Below are 23663 nucleotides of genomic sequence, written 5' to 3'. Positions count from 1 at the left end.
TCGGCAATTTTCCCTCCGGCCTTCTAGCGAATAGAAATGATATTGCTGCAGTTTTCGAATATATTTTGAGGAATATAATTGGTTAAAATAGTTGCGCTTGAAAACTCGCCAAATGTTACCGAACATACATTTCCAAACTTTGCCGTATCGCACAGCATATATTTCTTTTGGGACTTTTCCATCGCTTTTTGCTTTACCAGTGCTTCACTGACATCCGGCGTAGTGTATCCATTTTTTTTGTTAATACCGTTTGCGCCGAAAAAACCGATTGTGAAGTTATATTTATCCAGGCAGTTTAAGGCTTCTCCGCCAACAACTGCCTCTGTAGATTCCTTCAGTTCCCCCCCTATGATCATGGTTTTGAATCCCATTGCGGACAGCCGCCGCGCATGTGAAACCCCATTCGTTACATAAGTAGCCGTTCTTTCCTGAATATAATCTATCATATAGCCGGTTGTTGTCCCCGCATCCAGATATACAAAATCGTCCTTTTTTATCATGGAAGCTGCATACCTTGCAATTTTAATCTTCTCTGTCTGGTTAACTTCTTCTCTGTTAGAAACCTTTTCATCCGTTGTATAAAACGAATCGCCTGCCAATACAGCTCCCCCGAAAACTTTAACCAGCTTGCCTTCTTTGTGCAGGGCAGTAAGATCCCGCCTTATCGTTGATTCTGATGTGGAGAACTCTTCCATCAGCTCGTGGAGTGTCACACTTTTTCTGTTTTCCAGAAGTTTTAAAATCTCCTGATGTCTTTTTCTGAGCAGCACTTTCATCCACCTCCTGTAAACGGCTGTTGCTTTTCCCTGCACTTATTATACCTGTATCGTTTTTCGATTTCAATCCTCTGTCTGCTTATATATTTTTCTATTACTCTTTTGAATACTCCTTTGCATACTCAAACATTCTGACTACATTTTCCGGTGGTATGTCCGATTGTATGTGATTGCATGAGCCAAGTATAAATCCGCCGTCTTTCCCCAGGATATCGATCAGCCTTTTCACCTCATTTTCTACCTGTTCAACCGATCCCACCATTGCTTTCTGAGTATCAACTGCTCCATGAAAACAGATTCTGTCCCCGAATTTATTCTTTAATGTGACTGGATCCATACCTTCTGCCGAGGTCTGAACCGGGTTTAGTATATCAACGCCGCAGTCGATCAAATCTTCAATAATATCTGCGATTGCTCCGCAGCTGTGAAGGTAAATCTTTGCCTGAGGCGCTTTTTGTTTTATTGCCTGATTCAGCCTTTTTCTGGCCGGGAAGATAAATTCCCGATACGCCTCCGGTGAAAGAAGCAGGCTTTGCTGGCTTCCATAATCGTCTCCTGATTCAACAATATCAACATATTCTCCAACCTGATCCAGCAGATATTCATACATTTCAATCTGCACATCCAGTATTTTCTCTATCAGGGCATGAGCAAACTCCGGATCTGTGATCGTATCTACCATGAAATTTTCCATACCTCTCAGCCAGCAGGCAATTTCTAATATACCGTTACATGGCATACGCAGAGAGATCGCATACTCGTTTTCCTCGTAAAGCTTTTCTGCCCGCGCTCTCATACCGGTTACATCCAGCATATCTGCCGCTTTGGGCCACAGATAAGAATCTAAGTCTTCTATTTCCGCGTCTTCCAGCGGATTTTTTACCGTTTCTACATATAGTCCGGTATCTCTTTGAACAAGCCCCCATTCATTTGAAAAAGTGCCGTCTTCGTGATATATCGGATACTCCTCCGACTGCTTTGCAAAAACTCTTCTGATGTCTATTTCAAGCTTATCCAGGATTCGCTCATCATAATAGCATACATTGGACCCCTTCCTGTATGGTTCAATATCGCCGTCTATCTTTAAGTATTCCTTAACCTGAAAGTAAGCCTTATCCACCATACTGCAGGCTGTTCCGCCCAAATCCAGCGGGATTCTGTCAGCAGTCTTATGATTGATTGCGCATAATACTCGTTCTTTTGATGTCATAAATCTTTCCTTTCTCATTTATGATTCTTTTTTGCCTTAATCCCTTTTAAGAAATTGACCATAAGTGCTGATACTACCATACCAACAGCGGTACACAACAGGAATAATAACGGTTTGTTCACGAGGCCCATTACGAATATACCGCCATGAGGCGCCTGCAATGTAAGGTTAAACGCCATTGCCATTCCTCCGGCCACTGCAGAACCTACCATAAGAGACGGAATTACACGAAGCGGATCTGCTCCCGCAAACGGAATTGCTCCTTCCGCAATAAATGAAGCACCTAAAAGCCATGCGGTCTTACCACTCTCCCGTTCTGCCGGTGTATATAAATCTTTCCTCAGTACTGTTGCCAGAGCCATCGCCAAAGAAGGTACCATACCGGAAGCCATACTTGCCGCCTGCGGTCCATATACACCTTCTGCCAGAAGTCCTACACCAAACATGTATGCAACCTTATTAACCGGGCCGCCCAGGTCGAACGCCAGCATGGCCCCAATTACGGCCCCCAGTAAAATACCTCTGCTATTGGACATATTGGTCAGCCAGTTTGTCATTGCGCTCTGAAGCATCACACAAGGCGGCGCTACTACAAAATACATCAGCAAGCCTACAATGAATGTAGAAAAAAGAGGAATAATCAGTACCGGCTTTAACCCTGCCAGGGCTTTTGGCATCTTAATCTTTTTAATCGCCCATGCAATGATACCGGCAAGCAGACCTCCGATAATACCGCCAATAAATCCGGGGCTTGGATCCAGCTGCGTTACAATCAGTCCGGCTACCATACCTGGTGCAATTCCCGGCCTGTCCGCCATGGAGTATGCAATAAAACCGGCCATAATTGGGATCATGACACTAAATGCGATTCCGCCTATTTTATTCAGATAAAAGGGCAGGGAACCTTCTACTCCTGATGCCTCAATACCAAACATAAAGGAAATAGCAATCATGATACCGCCTGCTGCCACAAATGGAATCATGTAGGATACGCCTGTCATCAAATGCTTCGGTATTCTCTTAAGCAGATTAAGAAATGTATCCGCCTCCTGCTCTTCGTTTGCTTTTTCTTTTGCACTTCCCCCTGTATAAAGTGGATAATTGTCATCTCCAGCTGCATCTATCGCCCTTTTAATTACGGTTTCCGTATTATGTATGGTATCTGATACAGACGCTTCAACGATCTTTTTGCCGTGAAACATCGTCTTATCCACGGACACTCCAACGCCCAGGATTACCACATCAGCTTCCCTGATTTCCTGATCGGTCAGCCTGTTTTCTATCCCCACAGATCCTCTCGTCTCAACCTTTATCCCAATTGACATTTTTTTTGCTGCTTCAGCTAATTTTTCTGCTGCCATATAAGTATGCGCGATACCCGTCGGACAAGCCGTAACTCCTACAAATTTCATCCCAAATCCCCCACTTCCTCTATAATATAATTGTACAGTTCCTTACGATCCTCTGTCTTCAGCAGTGTCTCCATAAATTCCTGGTGCACCAGTTTTCTGGATAACTTTGCCAGTACCTGCAGATGTGTATTATTTTCATCGCCAGCAGGCATGATCAAAGCAATTGCTACTCTCACTGGCTGTCCGTCCATTGACTTCCAGTCTATTCCGTTCTCAAAACGAAATACTGCAATCATCGGGTTCTTTAATCTCTTTACTTTGGCATGTGGAATTGCCAGCTGCTCTCCAAACCCTGTAGAATCCATCTTCTCTCTTTTTAAAAACATTTTCTTCAGTTCCGAGGCCTTTACCCCCGCATATTCACTGCACTTTTCACTTATGAGTTCTAATGCAGAATCTAAAGTGTCAGATTTTGGTGACTGATTCACAAAAATATATTCCGGCTTTAATAAATCTCTCATCTCTTCTCCTCTTTGATCTTCTCTTCGTCAAACTGTGCTAATATCCTGTATATTTCTTCCTTTGTAGCAAGATTTTCTGAAAATGCACTGGCGCTTCCGGACGCGACTCCCATCTGAAAGGCTCTCTCATAATCGCCCTCTTCCAGCCATCCTGCCAGAAAGCCTGCAACCATTGAATCGCCGGCTCCCACCCCATTTACCAGCCTGCCTTTTGGTGCGGGGGCATCAAATATCTGACCATTTTCTGCAACTAATATGGCACCGTCTCCTGCCATAGATACAAGTACATTACGTGCCCCCATATGCTGCAGCTCCTTTGCATATCTGATGATATCTTTTCGTTCCCGCAGTTCTTTTTCAAATATCTCACCTAATTCAAAACTGTTGGGTTTAATTAAAAATGGATGGTTATCAAGCACATTCACTAACAAATCTTTCGTTGCGTCAACAACGACCATAACCTTCTTGTCATATAAACGGTTCATAATATCTTTGTAAATACTGTCCGGTACCGAATACGGAACGCTTCCTGCAAGTACAAGAATGTCATTTTCTCTCAGCGAATCTAACTGCTGATACAATTGCTGTATGTACTCTGAGGAAATGTATGGTCCCTGTCCGTTAATTTCAGTTCCTTCAATGGACTTTAGCTTTACATTGATTCTGGAAACGCCTGACGGCAAAAATATAAAATCCTGCTGGCATCCCATTTCTATTACTCTTTTTCTAATTTCTTCTCCCACAAAACCTGCAATAAATCCCAGTGCTCTGTTTTCAATTCCAAGTGACTGCAGGATCATGGAAACATTAATCCCCTTGCCCCCCGGAAGTATTTTTTCTGAAGTGGTTCTATTAGTAACTCCCACCTCAAAATTATCAACGGAAACAATATAGTCTAAAGATGCACTTAGTGTAACCGTATATATCATTCCTTCACCCCCTTCCAATGAACTTAGCATTATTATATTTTCATATTCGTTCACATTCAATCCCAATAATTCACAATTTTTGGGCGTATTTTTCTACAAATTCGATATTTTTGGATGTTTTTTTAGCAGTTCCATATAATTCATGACCGTTTGTGTCATTTCAATCATTTCTATTTTCATACTCATACAGAAATTTAGGACGCAGTAAAGTTAACCTTTACTGCGTCCCAAATCTTTGTCATTCCTGTACCAAAATGAGTTTTGCCCTATATTCGGCAAAAAAGAGCTCTATTTAGTAGTTGATGCTCTCATTGCTAGAATTCATATTCTTGTTGTTGTGGCAGTTCTTGCTGCTGTTAGATGTTGAGTTGCTTGTAGAATTCTTGTTAGAGTTTTTGTTCTTACTCTGTTCATCTGCATAAGATGAATATGAGTTGTTGTTAGTGTTTTTTGAAGAATTGTTCGAGTTGTTTGAGTTATTTGAGTTGTTTGAGTTACTGTAATTCTTTGACATGAGTATTCCTCCTGAGAAAATTTATTTGGTACACACATATTGTTCCTGTGAAACTGCTTTTTTATTCATATTTTACAAAATCCATGGATTCTTTTTATTTAATATTTTTTTTATTTTTGCTTGCTTTTTCCAGTTTTGTATATTATACTTATCCTTGTAGAAAGGTTACTTTCTACAACCCCTTATTAATTATTTATACTCCCCTCAAAAGACCGATGGCTCCCCCATCGGTCTTTTACTTTTCCAGGCAAATTTTGTGAACAGGTTTGGACAGAGTGTTTAAGGGTGGCAGTGGATCATACTACTCAATTATCAGCCATCTGCCTTTCCTTCTGTTCAATCCCTTTCCCGTAATATAACGTTACACCAATCCAATCCTCATCCGCTTCCCCCCGCTTAGGCCCCACCCGGTGAGTTTATGGTACCGGTTTGATGAGTCCAGCCTCTGGCTGCGGTAACATAGGAGTGGCTGGAAACGTCTTATGGCTGTTAGCTGGAGTTGAGTAAAATAGAAGAAAAACCAGGGTAATTTTTGTGATTCCGAATCACAAAAATTCCTGGTTTTTCTTCTATTTTGCTCTACTCCAGCTTACAGTCCATAACCCGTTTCCAGCCACTCCTATGTTACCGCAGCCAGAGGCGCCCCCATACCACCCATAACCTCACCCCCGCCGTCCACTTATAAGGCGAATAACAATCATAATGACGATAATAGGCACAACAATCGGTGCCAGCAAACTTACGATCCCTGTGATGATTGAAAATATAATCACGATTACCATAATTACTGCCAGGACTGCCAGCAGTTTTTTCCACCACGTATCAAATCCAAATCCGTGCATCTTTTGCCCTCCGCTCTCCTGCTGTGTACTTCTTCCGCTCTCATAGTCCGTGTATGTGCTTCCGCCGGCCTCATATACTGTGGACCTGTCTGTCCCGTCCTGGGCATCTATAACTGTTCTTGCCAGTATCCATGGATCTCCAAGCATACGAAGCACTTCTTCTTCGCTTTTGCCCTTTCTCACTTCGTCCGATATATACTGATTATAATAATCTACATTCTCCTGTACAACACTGCCGCTCAGATCATTTTCCAGCGCCTGGCGCAGCTGCTGAAGGAATTCTATCCGTGTCATTTTAGTCTTTCTCCTCCTACTTATACGTGGCAGATATCCATACTCTAAAGTCAAATACCCTGCAGCCTCTGCATGATATTTGGTTTACGCTCCGCTTCGGTCCGTGCTAAACATGCGTCACTGGCGCACAGCACCTCACGGCAGCCGCCAGAGTCAATCAAGCATGACTTTCGCTCGTTGCTCATGGGAATAAAATGCCCCAAGACCATAAAACATATGCCTTTCACTTAGAATACCACAATCCCCTTTTCTTTCCAAGTGCAAGGTCCTTAAAATTTTCTTATAAATCTCTAAGAGAATTCTATATTCCTATATAACGCTTCATTCTCTTAAGACTTTTCAAATCCGCCTGGCAGAAACACTCCGTGCCTCTTTATTCACAAAAATGGAAGCCAGTGTTCATCATTCTGGCTTCCATTTTAATTTATGGCAATTATTTTCTGATTTCATACCCATACCAGCCATCCCACAAGTCCATACAATATCCTATGCCAATTCCTTCAGCAGTTCAGTGAGATAGAGCCACATATGCGAGATGGATTCTTTTGATACCTTTTCTTTTGTGGAATGCACGTCGTACAGGTTCGGGCCTGTTGATATAATATCCATGCCCGGCTTTTTATTATCCCAGTACCCGCATTCGAGGCCGGCATGGATCGCAGCCACCTCTGCTTTTTTATCAAACAGTTTTTCATACAGTTCGATCGCCTTTTCGCGGAGCGGTGATTCCTTTCTGAACTGCCATCCCGGATAATCACTTTCAAATATGCAGGTATCACAGTACTCATCCGCTATAATCTGTATTTTGTCTCTCAGCATATATTTCTGTGACTCTACGGAGCTTCGCAGGGACATCAGCAAAGTAAGTTTTCCTTCCTCCAGTGTGAGTGATCCCATATTCATAGAAGTCTCGATCAGACCTTCGATCGCGAAGGAATATCCTGCCACCCCGTAAGGCAGAAGCATCAGGCTGTTTACAACCTCTTTCTGATATTTTTCTGTATAAACAACCGCGCCTTCTGAAGCCTCTCCAACTTCCATTATAAAGGTAACAGAGTCTGTGTACTGCAGTTCTGCCTGAAATGTTCTTTCTGCTTCCTGTATTTTTGCTATAACCATATCCAGATCTTCCGGCTTAATATAAAGGCATACACTGCCAGTATTGGCGATGGCATTGGCTTTCCCTGGAGCATCCAGCCCGCTCATCCGCACAGGCATGTCCCTGAGGCAGTATAAAAGCCTTCCCAGCAGCACAATGGAATTTCCCAGCCCCATTCCGATATTGATGCCCGAATGGCCGCCTGAGAGGCCCTGGAAGGTTACTTTGAGAGGCGTTCTTGCATCCTCCAGCTTTTCTGTCTCCACATCCCATATCATGCGGCATCTCAGTCCGCCCGCACAGCTGGTATAGAATATCCCTTCCTCCTCAGAATCCAGATTAATAAATCTGGTCCCTTTCAGACAGGAAATATCAATGACGTCAGCACCGATCAGTCCGACTTCTTCTTTGACAGTAAACACGACTTCCAGGTCAGGATGGGCTATATCATCACTGTCGAGCAGAGCCAGGCAGTACGCGATTGCAATGCCATTATCAGATCCAAGGGAAGTTCCGTCTGCATAAAAATATTCATCGTCTTCCTTCACTTCAATCCCATTCTCGTACACGTGACCACTGCCATTTTCTTTCACATATACCATATCCAGATGCCCCTGCAGAATTACAGGCTCACCGGCATCAGGTACAGTGGCGGGTTTTCTGATGATGATATTATAATAAGAATCCTGCGTTACCTCCAGTCCTCTTTCCCTTGCAAAGTCTGCGATATAGTCACTGATTGCCTTCTCATCCCCGGATGCTCTTGGTATAGAGCAGACCTTCTTAAAATACGATACTACTTTTTCTACGTCCATTCGCTGCATTCCTTTCCTTTTCCCGTTTTATATATCAATAGAATTTCGCTTCCGAAACTCGCGCCTGCGGCGGTCCCATGACGACATCTACAGCTTACGCCCCAGTGCGCATCCCGCCGGGAGGCCTTTTTTATTTCACAGGATGCATTTTCCTGTAAATATAAAGAAGGACACCCTGGCACAAGCCTGAGGGTGTCCCCATTTACTTCAGACCTGTTTTACTTTTAGTAACCTGCTACTCCCATTCTTTTGCAGATTTCAGCAAGCTCAGGATCTACATATTTGCCGTTTTCTTCAATTGCAACTCCATCCAGTATAATAGATGGTTTGGAAACAACACCGTCTGTGTGGGATGCTGCTGTCCAATAGCTTCCGCGTATCATCTTGCCCTGGCTTCCGATACCGAATTCCATGCATCCAAAGATTCTCTCATCCTCAACGATGCGTCCTGTTGCCTTTGATACTCCAGGATTGAAGCCCAGTGAATAATGTGCCAGACGGAACATATTAGGATCATCAAATGAGTGCAGCCATGAACTTAAACGCTCTGCATCTTTGCCGCCTTCAATCTTTGTCACGATTCCGTTTTCCAGTGTCAGCTCCACATTGCCTGACAAAATTCCCATATCTGTCGGCGGGAAGATTGCTGCGTCAAAGACAAGTTTTCCATTGATTGTCTCTTCAATCGGGCACCAGCTGATCTGTCCGCACATCATAAACGGATATCCCTTGAATGTGGCAAGCTGTCCGGAGTGCCGTACCTTTCTGCCTTCGTTCCTTGCGGTAAGATAAGTGCCGTTTTCATCTTTGATGATGATCTCATTGCCGGCTTCCATCTTCGCCTTGAGTGCTTCCCCAAGTTCAACAACACGTGCAACATCTACCTTGCCGATACAGTTAACAATCATTGTAACATCCATACCTGTCAGGTTGATATAGCGGCATCCGAAGTCAATTGCCTTTCTCCAGGATTCACAGAGCATGATGGAAGAGTAAGATAATTCAATCCATACATCTGCCACTGCTACTGCATTTCCAAGGGGAGCAATCGGCTCTGCATATGCATTTTCATTCGTTGGAACGTAAACAAGTACCGGGTTTGCCCCTACAATATATGCAGCGTTCATAATTGCATCCAGCACTCTCTTATCTGTAGAAGTATCCCCTGTCACAACCACGTTCTCGCCAGGTTCAACCAGCATAACTTCTTTTACCAGCTTATAAGCAGCTTTACTCACTTCATAAGATAAATAATCCGGCGCCATTTCGATTCCTATTGGATATTCCATAAATTCGTCCTCCTTTTAATTGAATACACTTAGTTTCTATTCATAATCTGCAACGCCAAGCTTTTTGCAGTATGATATGCATGTTTCTTCTTTGTATACACCGTTCTCTTCCAGAACTTCCCCGTCCAGAATGATTGTCGGTTTGGATACAACTCCGTCTGTGTGTGATGATGCATCCCAGAATGCGCCCATCAGACTTGCTCCCTGGCTGCCGATGCCCATTTCGATGCATCCGAAGATTCTCTCATCCTCCACGATTCTTCCTGTGGCCTTGCGTACACCCGGATTAAATCCGATGGAATAATGTGCAAGGCGGTACATATTCGGGTCATTAAATGATGCCAGCCATTTCTTAAAGACCTCGGCCTGGGCTCCGCCTGTAATCTCTGTCACCCTGCCTTCCTTAAATTCAATTCTCACAGGATCTTTCAGAAGACCGATCTCGCTCGGCGGAAACAGCGCTGCATCGAACACCAGCGTACCCTCTATTGTCTCTTCTACCGGGCACCAGCTTACCTGTCCGCCCAGCATGACCGGATAGCCCTTCTTTGTTGCAAGCTGTCCGGAGTGTTTTACTTTTCTCCCCTGGTTATATGCCTTCAGGTTCGTTCCGTTTGCATCGCGTACTATAATTTCATTGGAAGCCTGCACCTTCTGGGTCAGGTACTCGCCGAACTCAACCAGTACATCGTATTTTACCCGGCCAACTGTGTTGACCAGCATAATCGTGTCCATACCGCAGAGGCAGGTATATCTTGCACCATTGGCAATGGCCTTCTGGAAGCACGGTGAATGCATTACACAGTAGTAGGCAAACTCAATCCATACGTCAGCCACTGCCACTGCATTGGCGATCGGCAGGAACGGTTCTTCAAACGCTTTGCCTGTTGTAGGGTATTTAATCATAACCGGATTTGCTCCGATTGTGTACGCTGCGCCCATAACGGCATCCACTACTCTCATGTCTGTCGATGTATCTGCGGTAATCACCACTGATTCTCCCGGTTTCACGAGCATTACATCTTTTACAAGCTTCATCGCCGCTCTCTGCACCTCATAAGACTGGTACGAATCTGTCATTTCTACGCCGATTGGATATTCCATTTTTATCACTCCTTCTTTTAAATTGATCTCTTATTCAAACATCCCCTCCGTAAATTTATCCGGAGCCGATTTTGATTTAATTTTCATAGCCACATAGTATACGATACCGGTAATCAGAAGAGACTGAAGCGGCGGGATACCGATCTTCACTACGTAAGTCGTTACATAGCCGACTGCAGTTCCGATAACCATAGCTAATGTTGCCATAAAGTTCCATCCAAGTTTGTCCACCCATTTTTCTTTTCTTGCAAAGAAATCCACAAACATAACTCCCGCAATTGCCGGATACAGCAGAGCTGCCAGGCTCAGAAGATCCTGGAAGTGTTCCAGAATGCCCCACAGGGAGAGGATAATAGACAATACAGTACCAACCAGTGTTACAGTCGCTCTTCCTTTGTTGGATGTTACATTCATAATATTTGAGAAGGAAAGCCCCATTGTATAGTTATTCACCAGCTGGCTGGTCCATGACGCAAGCCAGAGTACGATGAATCCCCATACCGGGAATCCCAGGTTCTGCATAACCGCCACGATATCTGCCGTTCCGTTTCCTGCTGCCATGATAGCGCCGATAAATACAAGAGGAATACCGATTGCGATAATTCCCAAAGGAATCAGGATGTTATCTTTCCACTTCGGTTTTGCATATCTGGTATAGTCGGCTGCGATTACAAACTGTGAAACATTCATACCCAGCAGCATTGTCACTCCTGCGGCAAATGAGATATTTCCGCTTCCCTGATAGCTCATAATGTTGGACCATCCCACATTTTTCAGTGCCAGATAGATACCAGCTATGCATAAGAGCAATCCGCAGGGAACTGCAAGGTAATCTGTCCATTTCATGGAAGAATATCCGATAATAGACGGAATTGCAAATAAGAATCCAACGATTATCGTAACAATCGCCCATGCCAATCTGTTTGCTGTATAGTCAATCCCCAGAATAACGCAGAGTGCATTACCCGTAACAGATGTCTGGATTGCCCACCAGCCCATGCTGATAACCCCGATTACAAGCGCTATGATGAATTTCGCCTGCTTATCACCAAATCCCTGACGTGCGATAACAGAAGAAGACAGCCCTGTTTTGGCTCCTATGTATCCGCTTAATGTATTGCCGCCCCATGTCAGTATCAAAAACGTAAACAGTACAACCGGAACCATCCCTTTGATTCCAAATGCTCCGATCAGCGTTGCCCCAATCATAAGGATTGGTACACAGAACTCAAGTCCGCCGAATATAACCGCGGGTGTAACCCAGTTCTGCCGCTGATCCAGCGGCACCGGTGTCATCGGCTCATCCACTATTACTGCCTTTTCTTCTTTTTTCTTGCCCATATTCTCGTATCCTCCTATGTCCCTCATTCTTTATATTTTATTGTAAAGCTCGTACCTCTTCATATTCCTCCACGGAATACCTTTCTTTGCTTCCTCAAGTTTTTCTTTTTCCAAGACGACTCTTGCATAAGCGTCATCTGCAGTCCAAAGCCTCATCAGCGTGCTCCCGTCCGGGTTGGACACCGTTGAATTGCCGCAATACTGTGCGTCGCCCGATGCCCGGTTCAAAGCAACCGTATATACCTGATTCTCTGCTGCCCTCATTTTGCTGCATGTGGTAAATAAATCTTCCCATCCTGCCCCCCATGCACTTGGATATATCATGACATCTGCATTTTTCTTCTGTGCCAGCGGTGTGGAAACTTCCGGGAAACCATAGTCTGCACATATCAGCATGCCGATATTCCAGCCTCTGAAAGGCACCGTAACAAGCTCGTCCCCCTTTTCAAAAAAGTCATTCTCAGTGTCCCAGAGATGGATCTTGCGGTATTCTCCCTGCAGTTCTCCTTTTTCATCCCAGAGACAGGCTGTATCATAATGTTTTTCTCCCTCCGGTATGTGAATCCCTGCTAATATTGCAATTTCATATTCAGCAGCCAGCTCTGAGAAAAATGCCGCCTCCCTGTCAGATAATGCGGCACTTTCGAAATCATATCCGCTGATGCACAATTCCGGAAAGCAGAGCAGATCAATATCATCAGCTGCATGGCTTTCCACAGCTTTTTTGATCTTTCTGCAGTTATCTTCTACTTTTCCCTCCAGAACTGACATCTGTACAATACCCAGTTTCAGCACTTTCCCACATCCTTTCTCCATCTTTTTTTATATTTTTTTGCGATGGCTTTCATTTGTCTTGATAATACCACAATTTTTGTATAAAATGAAATCACATTATTTTATGGCCTAATAAGTTCCGATTATACGAACTATTGCCAGAAAATTCAGAAAGGATTTGTGGTGAAATGTTAGATCAAAAGTTGGAAACATTCCTGATCCTGTGCGAGACCAGGAACTACACACAGACAGCAAACCGGCTGAGTATAACACAGCCTGCTGTCACTCAGCACATCAAATATCTGGAAGGATATTACCGGACCAAGCTCCTGTACTACGATGAAAAACGACGGCTCCATCTGACAGAACACGGAAAGCTGCTTCGTTCCTACGCCCAGACAATCAAGGCAGATTCACAGATTATAGAACGGAAGCTGAAAACCCTGCCCGAACAGCCGGATGAGCTCAAACTCGGAACTCTTACCACAACCGGGGAGTCTCTTGTTCCCCATATGGTCGCAGAATACCTGAAAAAGTATCCGGACAAAAAGGTCAGCATGTACCTCGGTGAGGCCGATGCACTCCTGATGCAGCTTAAGTCAGGGCGCATCCAGTTCTGTATCATAGACACCTACTGCCCTCCTCAGGATTACGAGAGCTGTGAACTCTTTGAAGGAGATACAATTTGTGTCTGTTCCCCCAGGCACCCGCTCGCCGGCAAAACCGTTGATTTTAAAGAGCTGAACGACTACCGGCTGATTTTCCGGGAAAATGATACCAACTCCCACCGGAATCTGATGAAGATCCTCCATGCACACAACCAGGATATTAACAACTTCCAGTCATATGTTGAAATCGGCACCATCAACACAGTGCAGAAAATGGTCATGGAGAATGTGGGGATTTCCTTCATCTACCGTTTCGTTGTACAGGAAAATCTGGATAAAGGCCTGCTCAGCCAGATACATATCCGCAACTTTTCGTCGCACTGCATGTTCAGCTTCGTCTGGATGAAAAACAGTTTTTTCGCCCCCGGCAACATGCAGTTCCTTGAGATATGCAGAGAAGTCCTGGATTCTTCCATCTTTAAAAATAACGGTCAGTTTTCTTCTCCTTCCTGAAGAAAACTGACCGTTCCCTTTTTTGCCATCCCTTAGCCAGTTATTTTTTAGCTTTTCCCAGCTGCAGGGTTGACGTGAAGAAGCTGTAAAGGGCCGAGCCTGCTATTGAACCTGCACCAAGAATGTACAGAATACTCTGTCCCTCTTCTCCTTTATACTTCACAACAATGATTCTGAAAATCAGGGCTATGATAACTGTAATACCAGTAATCGTGCTGCCTACAAGCAGACCTGTTGCAAACAGGACACCGAGCTGCTTCTTAGGGCCGCCGATAAACTGAATAATCGCACCCGGAATTGCAAAGATCAGCAGCCATTTTGCAATCTCAGGGCTGGAGCCTGCATCTATGGTTGTCACAAAAGTACGTGCAACTGGTGCATACATGTCATTTTCAAAGTATGTATTAAACATCGCAAGAACAACAACAAATGCTACGAAGAATGAAATAATCTCCGCGATATACTGCTGTTTTCTGCCCGCGCGCTCAAATTCCGGATCCGCACCGTTTCCACGGAGGATATAACCGCATTTGAAGTCATATGCCATATCGGAAAATGCCGGTCCGGTGGCTGCTGTATATCCTGCCAGAATACCAAGAGGAAGTTTCGGGAACCCGATCATCATACCCACAAGCAGGAAGATCAGAGCCGTCGCAAATCCCGGGAACCAGCCGGAATGCATGGCTGACATACCTACGATCAGCTCGGATGCAATTGCGGAGAATGCTGCAAATATTACCCAGATAATCAGTTTTGGAACTGACATCTCAGAATACATACCGGATACCACTGCCAGGCCGATTGCCACAACCACATATGCAATATACCCTTTCGCAAGGGCGCCTCTCATATCAGAGATACTGCTTGTAAACTTGCCTGCAACACTGTTTTTGCCGTCTTCCTTTTTGAAGAGCATGATACCAACCTGGATCAGGGCTACCAGACCTGCACCGATCATGATTCCGTGAGGCACATAGTACTGTCCCATGTTAAAATTATTGTCATTGCTGATACCAATCACAAGCGCACCTACACCGAAAGCTCCCAGTGCCCACATATCACCAATCCATGTAACGCCAAGAAGGTCCGTCGGTATGCCCAGTGCTTTTCCGACAATACCAATGCCCATACCGACGATGAGCAGCATTGCTTTTTTGCCCTTGTTGACAACAGCAAGAATCGTCTCGGCTGCCGCAATTCCGGGCGGCCATGGCTCTTCTGCCGGGAACATCGGAGTATCAAATGTCTTATAAAGTATGGTTGCATCAATAATAGTTGCCAGCAGCACACCTACCAGCATAGGAACTACCAGCTGCGGTTCTCCCATCAGGTAAGGAATACCGATCGGCAGAATCAGACTGTTCGCCGCAGAAAAAGTTGCACCGGAAATGGCCGTCTGTACCAGGTTCTGTGCATGGATATTTTTGTACTTTTTAAATATTGCAAGGGGTATCCTCGAAAGGATAATCGCAAACAGTGCGCCTACGATTGACGTATTCGTACTGATACCGACACGTACGATCAGCTCCAGACCGATAATAGCACCCAGAACCGAAAGTATAATGTTCAGGATCAAAATCGCCGGATTTAGCGCTGACGGATGATTTTTTGCCTGTGTCCCGTTGTTTTGTTCGTTCATTTAAACGCCTCCTTTGTGTTAAACTCTGTTTGTTGTAAAACTTATGCAGCTCAAATGTCTAACATTTCGCTGACAGTCCGCGCCAGAGTTGTCCTGCATAACAGAACAGGCTTCCCTGCGATAGAGGCCACAATACTTTTTGCTTCTTTTGTAAAGCCTATACAGTCCATCACAATCAGGTCCGCTTCCATGTCCCTGGCCTTCTCTGCCGCTTTCCTCACCTCAGCCATATCTCCATAGGGGTTTGCCGGTATGGGAGTCACCTTCTCCATGATGGGTCCCCACTGGTCATATGCCTGCTGCACCTGCTGTTCATCTGGTGTTATTACTATGATGTTGGAGTTTTTGCTCAATGCACGAGCCAAACCATTCAAAATCTTTGCCGGATACACAAGCGGCACCTTTGCTTCAAATATGTCCGGAAAAGTTCCCGCGCAAAACAGCATGATGAGAACTGCCCCCTGCTCTTCCAGCCTTGAGATACAGTCCTGCATTCTATTCAGAATGAAACTTTCTCCGAATTTGGCAAACGTGCCATCATTTAAACGTGAAACAAGAACATAATCTGTTTCCGGAGGTGCCATGGCCTTAATCTGTTCCTTCGTCAGACCGTCCAGTGCACCCGCCTGAAGCAATTCCACACCTTCGCCCAATATGGGCATAATATCAGGTGTTACATCCACTCTCGGTGATTGCCCGATTGTAACCGCTCCAATCTTCATTAACCCACCTCCTCTATTCTTTTCACTGCCTCCTTCCTTCAGACATCATAGCAATCTTTATACAAAAAGGGACTTATCCTATTTTTGTAAGATAAGCCTCCTTGCTGTATGCTTTCGTGTAGTTATTACCTTGATTTTATCATAGATAAAATATAAAATTAGATTATTTTATACCCATATAAGATCAGATTATAGCATTTGCTGTCAGAATATTTTAGAAAGGACTTTTATTCATATGTTAGACTTAAAACTCGAAACTTTTCTTGTTCTGTGCGGGACCGGGAATTATACTCAGACGGCCAGCATTCTTAACATCACACAGCCTGCAGTGTCCCAGCACATCAAGCATCTGGAACAGCACTATCAGACCAAACTGCTTTACTACGATGAAAAACGCCGTCTGCATCTCACAGAGCATGGAAAACTGCTGCGTGCATTTGCCCAGACCGTCAAAGCCGACTCGCAGCAGATTGCGGACCGTTTGAAAGCAGAACCACAGGAACCGGAGGAAATCAAGATTGGCACGCTGACTACCACAGGAGAGTCTCTGGTTCCACACATGGTAGCGGAGTACCTCAGGCGTTTTCCCGACAAAAAAGTGAGCATGTATCTCGGAGAAGCCGATGCACTGCTGGCGCAGCTGAAAAGCGGCCGCATCCATTTCTGTATCACGGACATCTACTGTCTCCCGGATGAATATGAAAGCGTGGAGCTCTTCGAATCCGAGACTATCTGTGTCTGTTCTCCCAAGCATCCCCTTGCCGGAAAGACCGTTGACTTTGAAGAGCTCAACAGCTACCGGCTTGTATTCAGGGAAAATGACACCTACTCGCAGCGCAACCTGATGAAGATCCTGCATGCACATAACCAGGATGTTAACACCTTCCGGTCCTATGTAGAGATCGGCACAATCAATGCAGTGAAAAAGCTGATCATGGAAGATATCGGTATCTCCTTTATCTATCGCTTTGTTGTGCAGGACGATATCGACGCCGGACTGCTCAGTCAGATACATATTCACAGCTTTTCCTCTTTTCATCTCTTCAACTTTGCCTGGATGAAAAACAGTTTCTTTGCCCCCAGCAGCCTGCAGTTTCTTGCCGTCTGTCAGGAAAATCTCGGGCATCTGCACGGAGGCATCCCTTCATACAGCTGCCGGACAGAGGCCGGGCCCGATTGTTATGATAAAGGAACGGCCGAATAACAGATGCAGCAACGCGGATGTTATTTTCCGCTTTTTCCAAGCCGGCAGACCGCTCTGCCTTCCTTTGCATCCAAAAGCAGGCTGGTGCCGGTTCCCGATACATCATATACTTTTATAATTTTCGACAGCTCCTGTTCTCTGGGCCACAGCTTCAGGAATACATTCGGAAAGCGTGATAATAAACCAGGCTGATACAGCCTGGTCTTGCTGTTCTCATTGATGGCACCATAGTAAACATCCGCTTCTACAAGATCCTGGAACATATGGCTGCCATAAGAAAGTTCCGGGCGGTATCCCGCTTTGCTGTATGCCACCTCGCATATGGCAATAAACTGGCTGATATCTGCATAGACAACCGGTACTCCCAGTTCCGGGGATGAGGTCCCGATCCGGCCGGGAACCAGAAGCATCAGCTTTTTATCTACCTCTTCGTAGTGCTGGTTGATGCAGCTGATCATCCGTCCCACATCCGGCTTTTTCGCATAAGGATACTCATAATAAGCCTGAGGATCTACCCAGACAATGCAGTCCAGCGCTTCTTTCTTTGAACGGCGCATAGAGGTACGGCGTACATCGAATAAAAGCTCATTGTCAATCCCCTCCGGGATCTCAACCCGTTCGGATGCTGCCACCTGAAGAGGCCGGCACTGGAGAAGGTTCACCTTCCATGCGCCCTCCTGTGGGCTTCTGACGGCAAACTCTACATCCACAGGCCTCTCATACTCCGCCTCCAGCATCTTCAGGATCTTTCGCATCATCTTTATAAAATCATTCTTCTCGACCAGACCCTGGCAGTCCGCAAAATAGACCTTTCGAAACTGCCGTCTCTGGGACAATATATATTCCGCGTCGCTGTCTCTGCTTAAAACAAGCTTCTTCTGCCAATCCGTCAGATTGGGGATGACCACTTCCAGCATTTTTGTACACAGCCCTTCCCCGGAAAGATCCAGCACATCCACCTGGCGCTGTGAAAACTTATGGCGTTCTGCAATGGTAGTTCTGATGTTTGCCTGTGCACGGTCCATACCCACAAGCCTCGGGTAATCACCAGGTGTCCGCTCCACGGCTCTGGTCCCAAGCCCCATAACAATTCGCAGCATACCGGCATCCGGATTCATATGCTCCATCCATTTATAAGGATTGTATGAGCATCCCATACCTGCCGCTACCGGAAAATACAGATTGCCATACCTCTCGCCTTCTACTTTCTGAACCAGAAGAGCCATCTGCTCATCCACATCCAGCAGTTTCCGTTTTCTCCTATACTCAATGGCGGACGGATTCATTGTGCTTGCGTAGACCTGACGCACCGCATTTTCAAGCTCTTCCAGCCGCTCTTCATCACTCCCCTGATTCATGCAGAAGATAGACTCGTATTTTCCGGAGAAAGCATTTCCATAACCGTCCTCCAGAAAACTGCTGGAACGCACAATGATTGGAGTTGTTCCATAATGGCCGAGAACTCTTTTCAGTTCCTCCCGTATCGCTTCCGGGAAAGCACCGTTTAACAGCCGGCTTTTCAGCTCTTCGGCATCCTGAAAATGCTCTTTCTCCCGGCGGTGCCTCTCACGAAGTTCCATACAGTTATTTTGCTCCAGGTATCTGCAGAACACATCCGAACCGATAAAAAAAGAGTTGTGCGGCTCTATGTAATCTTTGTATTCCGGAAGACGCACTTTAATCAGCTTCCTGGCCACCAGAAGTCCACAGGCTTTTCCGCCTATCAGCCCCTCCCCGATTCTTCTTTCCAGAACTTTCCGGAAATCGTCTGTAGAAAAGTGTTTTACTATCAGCCGTTCCATTCGTGATTCTGTAGTCATAAGGTTGCTGCATACTGTTTTCTTCTCTTCATCTGTCATCTCTTCTCTGCCAAGTAATTCTTTCCAGCTGTTCATATACGACCTCCCCCTTTCCCCAATGTGGTTCACTTCCAGTTTCAACCGGTAAATCATTTTCCTTATTAAATTAAGTGTAAATTAATCCGGCTGAAATAGCAAATCATTTCAAATTATAACAGGTATAAGTAAATAGTTATGTTACCGTTCAGACCATGCTGTGCACACCAGCAGGTGTGAACAGTAACATAGTTATACTTTCGACTATCCCTTATCCTACGGCTCAATATTGATTCCCGTAAGCGCCATCTTCATAAACTCTGTCATGCACCTTGTGAGATATTTATTCTTTCGGTAATACAGATATACCTCCCTGACCGCATCCGGATCATCAATTTTATAATAGACGATATCCGAGTCCGGGGGCAGGCTCTTGACCACGGTATCACTGACAAAGGAATCCCCCATTCCATATTCTGTCAGATGGTAGGTCGTCAGAAGCTGGTTCAGCTTCAGAGAATAATTAAGCTGCACCTCCGCCCTCCGGCATATAGCCTCCACCCTCTCTCTCGTATCATTATGCGAGCGCAGAACAATGAACGGATCATCCTTGAACTTTTTCAGCGGAACCCCGGGAAATTCCGGCTGCAGGTGAACATTCCCACGCACATCCTCCACGCTAAGCCGGTATTTTGTCGCTCTTTTATTGCTGTCAAAAGAAGCCGGCACTGCCAGCAGCAGATGTTCCTCCATAAAGATCTTCTTTTCATAAATAGACTCGTCCAGCAGATAATTATCGATGATAATATCCAACTCTCCCGCAAAGAGCTTTTGCTCCAGAAGCGGTGTATGTCCCTCAAAAAGGCTTACCTTTACATTGGGATAAGTCTCACGGAATCTGGAGATAATAGGTGGAAATATAAAAGAGGAAAACAGGTATGTTCCCCCCACAGAAAGATGCCCGGTCTTGAGTTCGTGCAGATTGCCCACATAATAGGCGAACTCATCTTCCAGGTCCATAATCTTCTCCGCCGTCTTTATGTATCGTTTCCCGCAGTCCGTCAGCTGAATCGGAGTCGTGCTCCTGTCAAAAAGAGGCATCCCCACTTTGCTCTCCACCTTCTTGATCATGGCGCTGAGCGCCGGCTGAGAGATATAGAGGTTCTCCGCCGCCTTTGAAAAACTTCTTTCTTTATATACTTCATATACGTAATTCATTCCACTGAACATACCATGCCTCCATAACCATTTAGTTATAATGACTATATAAATATAAATATTTGTTTTTATTCTATGCTATTTCTATAATAAAAGCAAGAAAAGAAACCTTGCACAAGGAGGACATTATGAAAGCAATCACCGATGATTCAATCGAAAACCTGACCGCTTTGCTGAAAGACCTGCAGGTTCAGTATCAGAAAGCCCGGGCGCAAAACCTGAAGCTGAATATGGCTAGAGGAAAACCCGCCGCCGCGCAGCTGAACCTGAGCAATGAACTGCTTAACAAACTGGAAGATTATACCCTTGCCGATGGCACTGATGCCAGAAATTATGGTATCCTCGAAGGCATTCCCGAATGCAGGCAGCTATTCGGTGAACTGCTTGGACTGAATCCCGAACAGATGATTATCGGGGGCAGCTCCAGTCTGAACCTTATGTTTGATACAATCAGTTTTCTGTGCCTGTTCGGAACAGGCGGATGCGAACCATGGCTCTATCACAGATATCATGGCGCACCTGTTAAATTCCTCTGTCCGGTTCCCGGATACGACCGCCACTTCACGGTCTGTGAAGAGCTCGGAATCGAGATGATCTCCGTTCCGTTAAAAGAGGACGGCCCGGACATGGACATTGTGATGGATCTGGTACGTACAGATGCATCCATCAAAGGAATATGGTGTGTACCGCTGCACTCAAATCCACAGGGCGTATGCTACAGTGATAAAGTCGTGGAACAGCTTGCTTCCATGGAAACCGCAGCGGATGATTTCCGCATTTTCTGGGATAATGCCTACGGCGTACATCATATTTATGAAGATGTCCCGTTAAAGGATATTTTAAAAGAGTGTGCAGAAGCAGGACACCCGGAAAGAGCTTACTACTTCTTTTCCACCTCCAAAATCAGCTTCCCCGGTGCAGGAATTGCACTGATTGCATCCGGTCCGGAGAATATCAAAGAACTGAAAAAGCATATGTCGGCCCAGACCATTGGGCACGACAAACTGAACCAGCTGCGCCATGTACAGTTTTTCAGGACACCTGAAAATATCAGAAACCATATGAAAAAACTGGCAGAAGAACTAAAGCCCAAATTTGATATGGTTCTCGGCAAGCTGGAAGAAGCTCTGTCCGGAACAGGACTGGCAGCGTGGAGCAGTCCAAAGGGCGGTTATTTCATATCACTGGATACGCTTCCAGGCTGTGCAAAACGCACGGTAGAACTGGCGAAAACAGCAGGCGTTACCCTGACGGGCGCCGGTGCCACATACCCTTACGGAAAGGATCCCAATGACAGCAATATCCGGATTGCACCAACCTATCCTGCCATCGAAGAACTGGAAAAAGCAATGGATGTCTTTTCCATCTGCGTAAAGATCGCCGGAATTGAAAAGCTGCTGGAAAAATGATTCATATATGCAGCTCTGTCTATGGTAATTAAAGACAAGAAAGTTCGAATGCGTCAGAAACAAACGGAAACCAGATGAATTGTAATTATGAAAAGGAGAATCGTTATGGGACAGTATAATCCTTATGATAACGTATTAAAAGTAGTAAAAGAAGCAGCAGACATACTGGGATACAGCGACAGTGACATCGAAGCAATCAAATATCCGGAAAGGGAACTGAAAGTAGCAATCCCGGTACGCATGGATGATGGTACAACGCACGTTTTTGAAGGTTACCGCATCCAGCACTCTACTTCCAGAGGCCCTGCCAAAGGCGGAATCCGTTTCCATCCTGCCGTAAATCTGGATGAAGTAAAAGCGCTGGCGGCGTGGATGACATTCAAGTGCGCGGTTGTCAACATTCCATACGGCGGCGGTAAGGGCGGTGTTGTCTGTGACCCGAACAAATTATCAGAAAATGAGCTTCGTGCCATCACAAGAAGATTTACCGCTGCCATCGCACCGCTGATCGGACCAGAGCAGGACATCCCGGCGCCCGATGTAGGAACCAACGCGGCTGTTATGGGCTGGATGATGGATACTTACAGCATGTTAAAGGGGCACTGTGTACACGGAGTTGTTACCGGTAAGCCAATCGAACTCGGCGGTGCACTGGGACGTAATGAAGCAACAGGACGCGGGGTAATGTTCACTACAAAAAATATTCTCAGGAAGCTTGGCCTCGATTCAAACGGGGCAACTGCGGCAATCCAGGGAATGGGTAACGTGGGAAGCATAACGGCCAAACTCCTTTACAAAGAGGGCATGAAAATAGTTGCTGTCAGCGACGTATCCGGCGGAATCTATCACCAGGACGGTCTGAATATCCCCGCAATTCTTGAATACCTGTCCAAAGACCGCAGAAACCTGCTGGAGGATTACAACGAAGACGGCATGATCCGCATTTCCAACGAAGAGCTGCTTGAACTTGATGTTAAAGTCCTGGTTCCCGCAGCACTGGAGAACCAGATCAATGCCTCAAACGCAGACAGAATCAAGGCTGATATAATCGTAGAAGCGGCCAACGGACCAATCGCAGCAGAGGCAGACGAAACATTAAACGCAAAAGGAATTATCGTAGTCCCCGATATCCTCGCAAATGCAGGCGGCGTTGTCGTTTCTTATTTCGAATGGGTACAGAACATCCAGTCTGTAAGCTGGACGGAAGAAACCGTGAACGAAAAACTGAAAAACATTATGGATCCTGCATTCGATGCCGTATGGAATATCGCAGAGCAGCAGCATACAACACTGCGAACAGGGGCATATCTGATTGCGGTAAAACGTGTTGTGGATGCTAAGAAAGCAAGGGCTATCTGGCCATAAAATCCTATATAAAGAATAGAGTAGGGAAATAATGGCTAGCATTATTTCCCTCTCATTGAACCGTACGTACGGGTCTCGTATACGGCTCTACAACTTATATTCCAACTTATCTTAGATAATAATTTAAAGGATTGAGCAAACCAGCTCCGTCCTTTATTTTTGTTTCAAGCACCATTGGGCTAATGATAAAATTAACTACGTTCATTCCACTCTGTCTGTACCATCCAAGTCTTGAGTTTGCAACTTTATAGATTGATTCATGGTCGAATCCACATTCATATTTTCTATTC

At 45.3% G+C, this 23663-nt stretch carries 19 protein-coding genes and 1 pseudogene; 4 read left to right on the top strand and 16 right to left on the bottom strand.

Annotation, left to right across the window (positions count from 1 at the left end; genetic code table 11):
• Nucleotides 1-23: 23 nt before the first annotated feature.
• The 11 genes from HMPREF0240_RS02715 to HMPREF0240_RS02665 all read right to left on the bottom strand — a co-directional run bounded on the left by HMPREF0240_RS02715 (nt 24) and on the right by HMPREF0240_RS02665 (nt 12881).
• Nucleotides 24-770, bottom strand: coding sequence for a DeoR/GlpR family DNA-binding transcription regulator (locus HMPREF0240_RS02715; RefSeq protein WP_035312516.1), 747 nt, complete (start codon nt 768-770; stop codon nt 24-26).
• Between the two features lie 100 nt (nt 771-870).
• Nucleotides 871-1986: a uroporphyrinogen decarboxylase family protein gene (locus HMPREF0240_RS02710; RefSeq protein WP_009001921.1), complete on the bottom strand. Its 1116-nt coding sequence runs from the start codon at nt 1984-1986 to the stop codon at nt 871-873.
• A 14-nt stretch (nt 1987-2000) separates the two neighbouring features.
• On the bottom strand, nt 2001-3398 hold the full coding sequence (locus HMPREF0240_RS02705; RefSeq protein WP_035312294.1) for a fructose-specific PTS transporter subunit EIIC: 1398 nt from the start codon (nt 3396-3398) through the stop codon (nt 2001-2003).
• The gene (locus HMPREF0240_RS02700) at nt 3395-3859 is read right to left on the bottom strand and encodes a PTS sugar transporter subunit IIA (RefSeq protein ID WP_050794469.1); all 465 of its coding nucleotides are present in this window, start codon (nt 3857-3859) and stop codon (nt 3395-3397) included. Before HMPREF0240_RS02700 ends, HMPREF0240_RS02705 begins: the two co-directional genes overlap by 4 nt.
• Complete coding sequence (gene pfkB, locus HMPREF0240_RS02695) at nt 3856-4788, bottom strand: 1-phosphofructokinase (RefSeq protein ID WP_009001920.1); 933 nt, start codon at nt 4786-4788, stop codon at nt 3856-3858. The genes HMPREF0240_RS02700 and pfkB overlap by 4 nt, the downstream gene beginning before the upstream one ends.
• 1176 nt (nt 4789-5964) lie before the next feature.
• Entirely contained in the window at nt 5965-6438 is a 474-nt protein-coding gene (locus HMPREF0240_RS02690; RefSeq protein WP_009001919.1) for a hypothetical protein, read from the bottom strand.
• Between the two features lie 486 nt (nt 6439-6924).
• Complete coding sequence (gene pepD / locus HMPREF0240_RS02685) at nt 6925-8352, bottom strand: beta-Ala-His dipeptidase (protein WP_157134223.1); 1428 nt, start codon at nt 8350-8352, stop codon at nt 6925-6927.
• 224 nt (nt 8353-8576) lie between these two features.
• A complete protein-coding gene (locus tag HMPREF0240_RS02680; protein ID WP_009001917.1) occupies nt 8577-9641 on the bottom strand; it encodes a hypothetical protein in 1065 nt (354 codons plus the stop codon).
• A 36-nt stretch (nt 9642-9677) separates the two neighbouring features.
• Nucleotides 9678-10745, bottom strand: coding sequence for a hypothetical protein (locus tag HMPREF0240_RS02675; protein ID WP_035312291.1), 1068 nt, complete (start codon nt 10743-10745; stop codon nt 9678-9680).
• A gap of 30 nt (nt 10746-10775) precedes the next feature.
• Nucleotides 10776-12086: a cytosine permease gene (locus tag HMPREF0240_RS02670; RefSeq protein ID WP_009001915.1), complete on the bottom strand. Its 1311-nt coding sequence runs from the start codon at nt 12084-12086 to the stop codon at nt 10776-10778.
• A gap of 30 nt (nt 12087-12116) precedes the next feature.
• Nucleotides 12117-12881 (bottom strand): carbon-nitrogen hydrolase family protein, encoded by a 765-nt coding sequence (locus HMPREF0240_RS02665; protein WP_207636752.1) that lies wholly within the window; start codon nt 12879-12881, stop codon nt 12117-12119.
• Nucleotides 12882-13048: 167 nt separating this feature from the next.
• Between HMPREF0240_RS02665 and HMPREF0240_RS02660 the strand changes: the two genes are divergently transcribed.
• Nucleotides 13049-13981, top strand: a complete 933-nt coding sequence (locus HMPREF0240_RS02660; protein ID WP_009001913.1) for a LysR family transcriptional regulator — start codon at nt 13049-13051, stop codon at nt 13979-13981.
• A 40-nt stretch (nt 13982-14021) separates the two neighbouring features.
• Here the strand turns inward: HMPREF0240_RS02660 and HMPREF0240_RS02655 are convergent, their stop codons facing one another.
• Both HMPREF0240_RS02655 and HMPREF0240_RS02650 read right to left on the bottom strand, forming a co-directional pair.
• Nucleotides 14022-15620 carry an OPT/YSL family transporter gene (locus HMPREF0240_RS02655; RefSeq protein WP_009001912.1) on the bottom strand — a complete coding sequence of 533 codons (1599 nt, stop codon included), beginning with the start codon at nt 15618-15620 and terminating at the stop codon, nt 14022-14024.
• A 50-nt stretch (nt 15621-15670) separates the two neighbouring features.
• Entirely contained in the window at nt 15671-16342 is a 672-nt protein-coding gene (locus HMPREF0240_RS02650; protein ID WP_009001911.1) for an AroM family protein, read from the bottom strand.
• 235 nt (nt 16343-16577) lie between these two features.
• Here HMPREF0240_RS02650 and HMPREF0240_RS02645 point away from each other — a divergent pair, with 235 nt between their 5' ends.
• The gene (locus HMPREF0240_RS02645) at nt 16578-17546 is read left to right on the top strand and encodes a LysR family transcriptional regulator (protein WP_035312290.1); all 969 of its coding nucleotides are present in this window, start codon (nt 16578-16580) and stop codon (nt 17544-17546) included.
• Nucleotides 17547-17566: 20 nt separating this feature from the next.
• Here the strand turns inward: HMPREF0240_RS02645 and HMPREF0240_RS02640 are convergent, their stop codons facing one another.
• The gene (locus HMPREF0240_RS02640; RefSeq protein ID WP_009001909.1) at nt 17567-19441 is read right to left on the bottom strand and encodes a PEP/pyruvate-binding domain-containing protein; all 1875 of its coding nucleotides are present in this window, start codon (nt 19439-19441) and stop codon (nt 17567-17569) included.
• A 216-nt stretch (nt 19442-19657) separates the two neighbouring features.
• Nucleotides 19658-20611: a LysR family transcriptional regulator gene (locus HMPREF0240_RS02635; RefSeq protein ID WP_009001908.1), complete on the bottom strand. Its 954-nt coding sequence runs from the start codon at nt 20609-20611 to the stop codon at nt 19658-19660.
• 116 nt (nt 20612-20727) lie between these two features.
• On the opposite strand from HMPREF0240_RS02635, the gene HMPREF0240_RS02630 reads away from it, so the two are divergent.
• The gene (locus tag HMPREF0240_RS02630; protein ID WP_009001907.1) at nt 20728-22008 is read left to right on the top strand and encodes an aminotransferase class I/II-fold pyridoxal phosphate-dependent enzyme; all 1281 of its coding nucleotides are present in this window, start codon (nt 20728-20730) and stop codon (nt 22006-22008) included.
• 105 nt (nt 22009-22113) lie between these two features.
• Nucleotides 22114-23373: a Glu/Leu/Phe/Val dehydrogenase gene (locus HMPREF0240_RS02625; RefSeq protein ID WP_009001906.1), complete on the top strand. Its 1260-nt coding sequence runs from the start codon at nt 22114-22116 to the stop codon at nt 23371-23373.
• 106 nt (nt 23374-23479) lie between these two features.
• On the opposite strand, the pseudogene HMPREF0240_RS24775 reads toward HMPREF0240_RS02625, so the two are convergent.
• Nucleotides 23480-23663: pseudogene (locus HMPREF0240_RS24775) on the bottom strand (group II intron reverse transcriptase/maturase); the annotation flags it as partial.

The sequence above is a fragment of the Clostridium sp. D5 genome (genome assembly GCF_000190355.1).
GTDB classification, from domain to species: Bacteria; Bacillota; Clostridia; order Lachnospirales; family Lachnospiraceae; genus Faecalicatena; species Faecalicatena fissicatena_A.
This window is presented reverse-complemented; position numbering and strand designations above follow the sequence as displayed.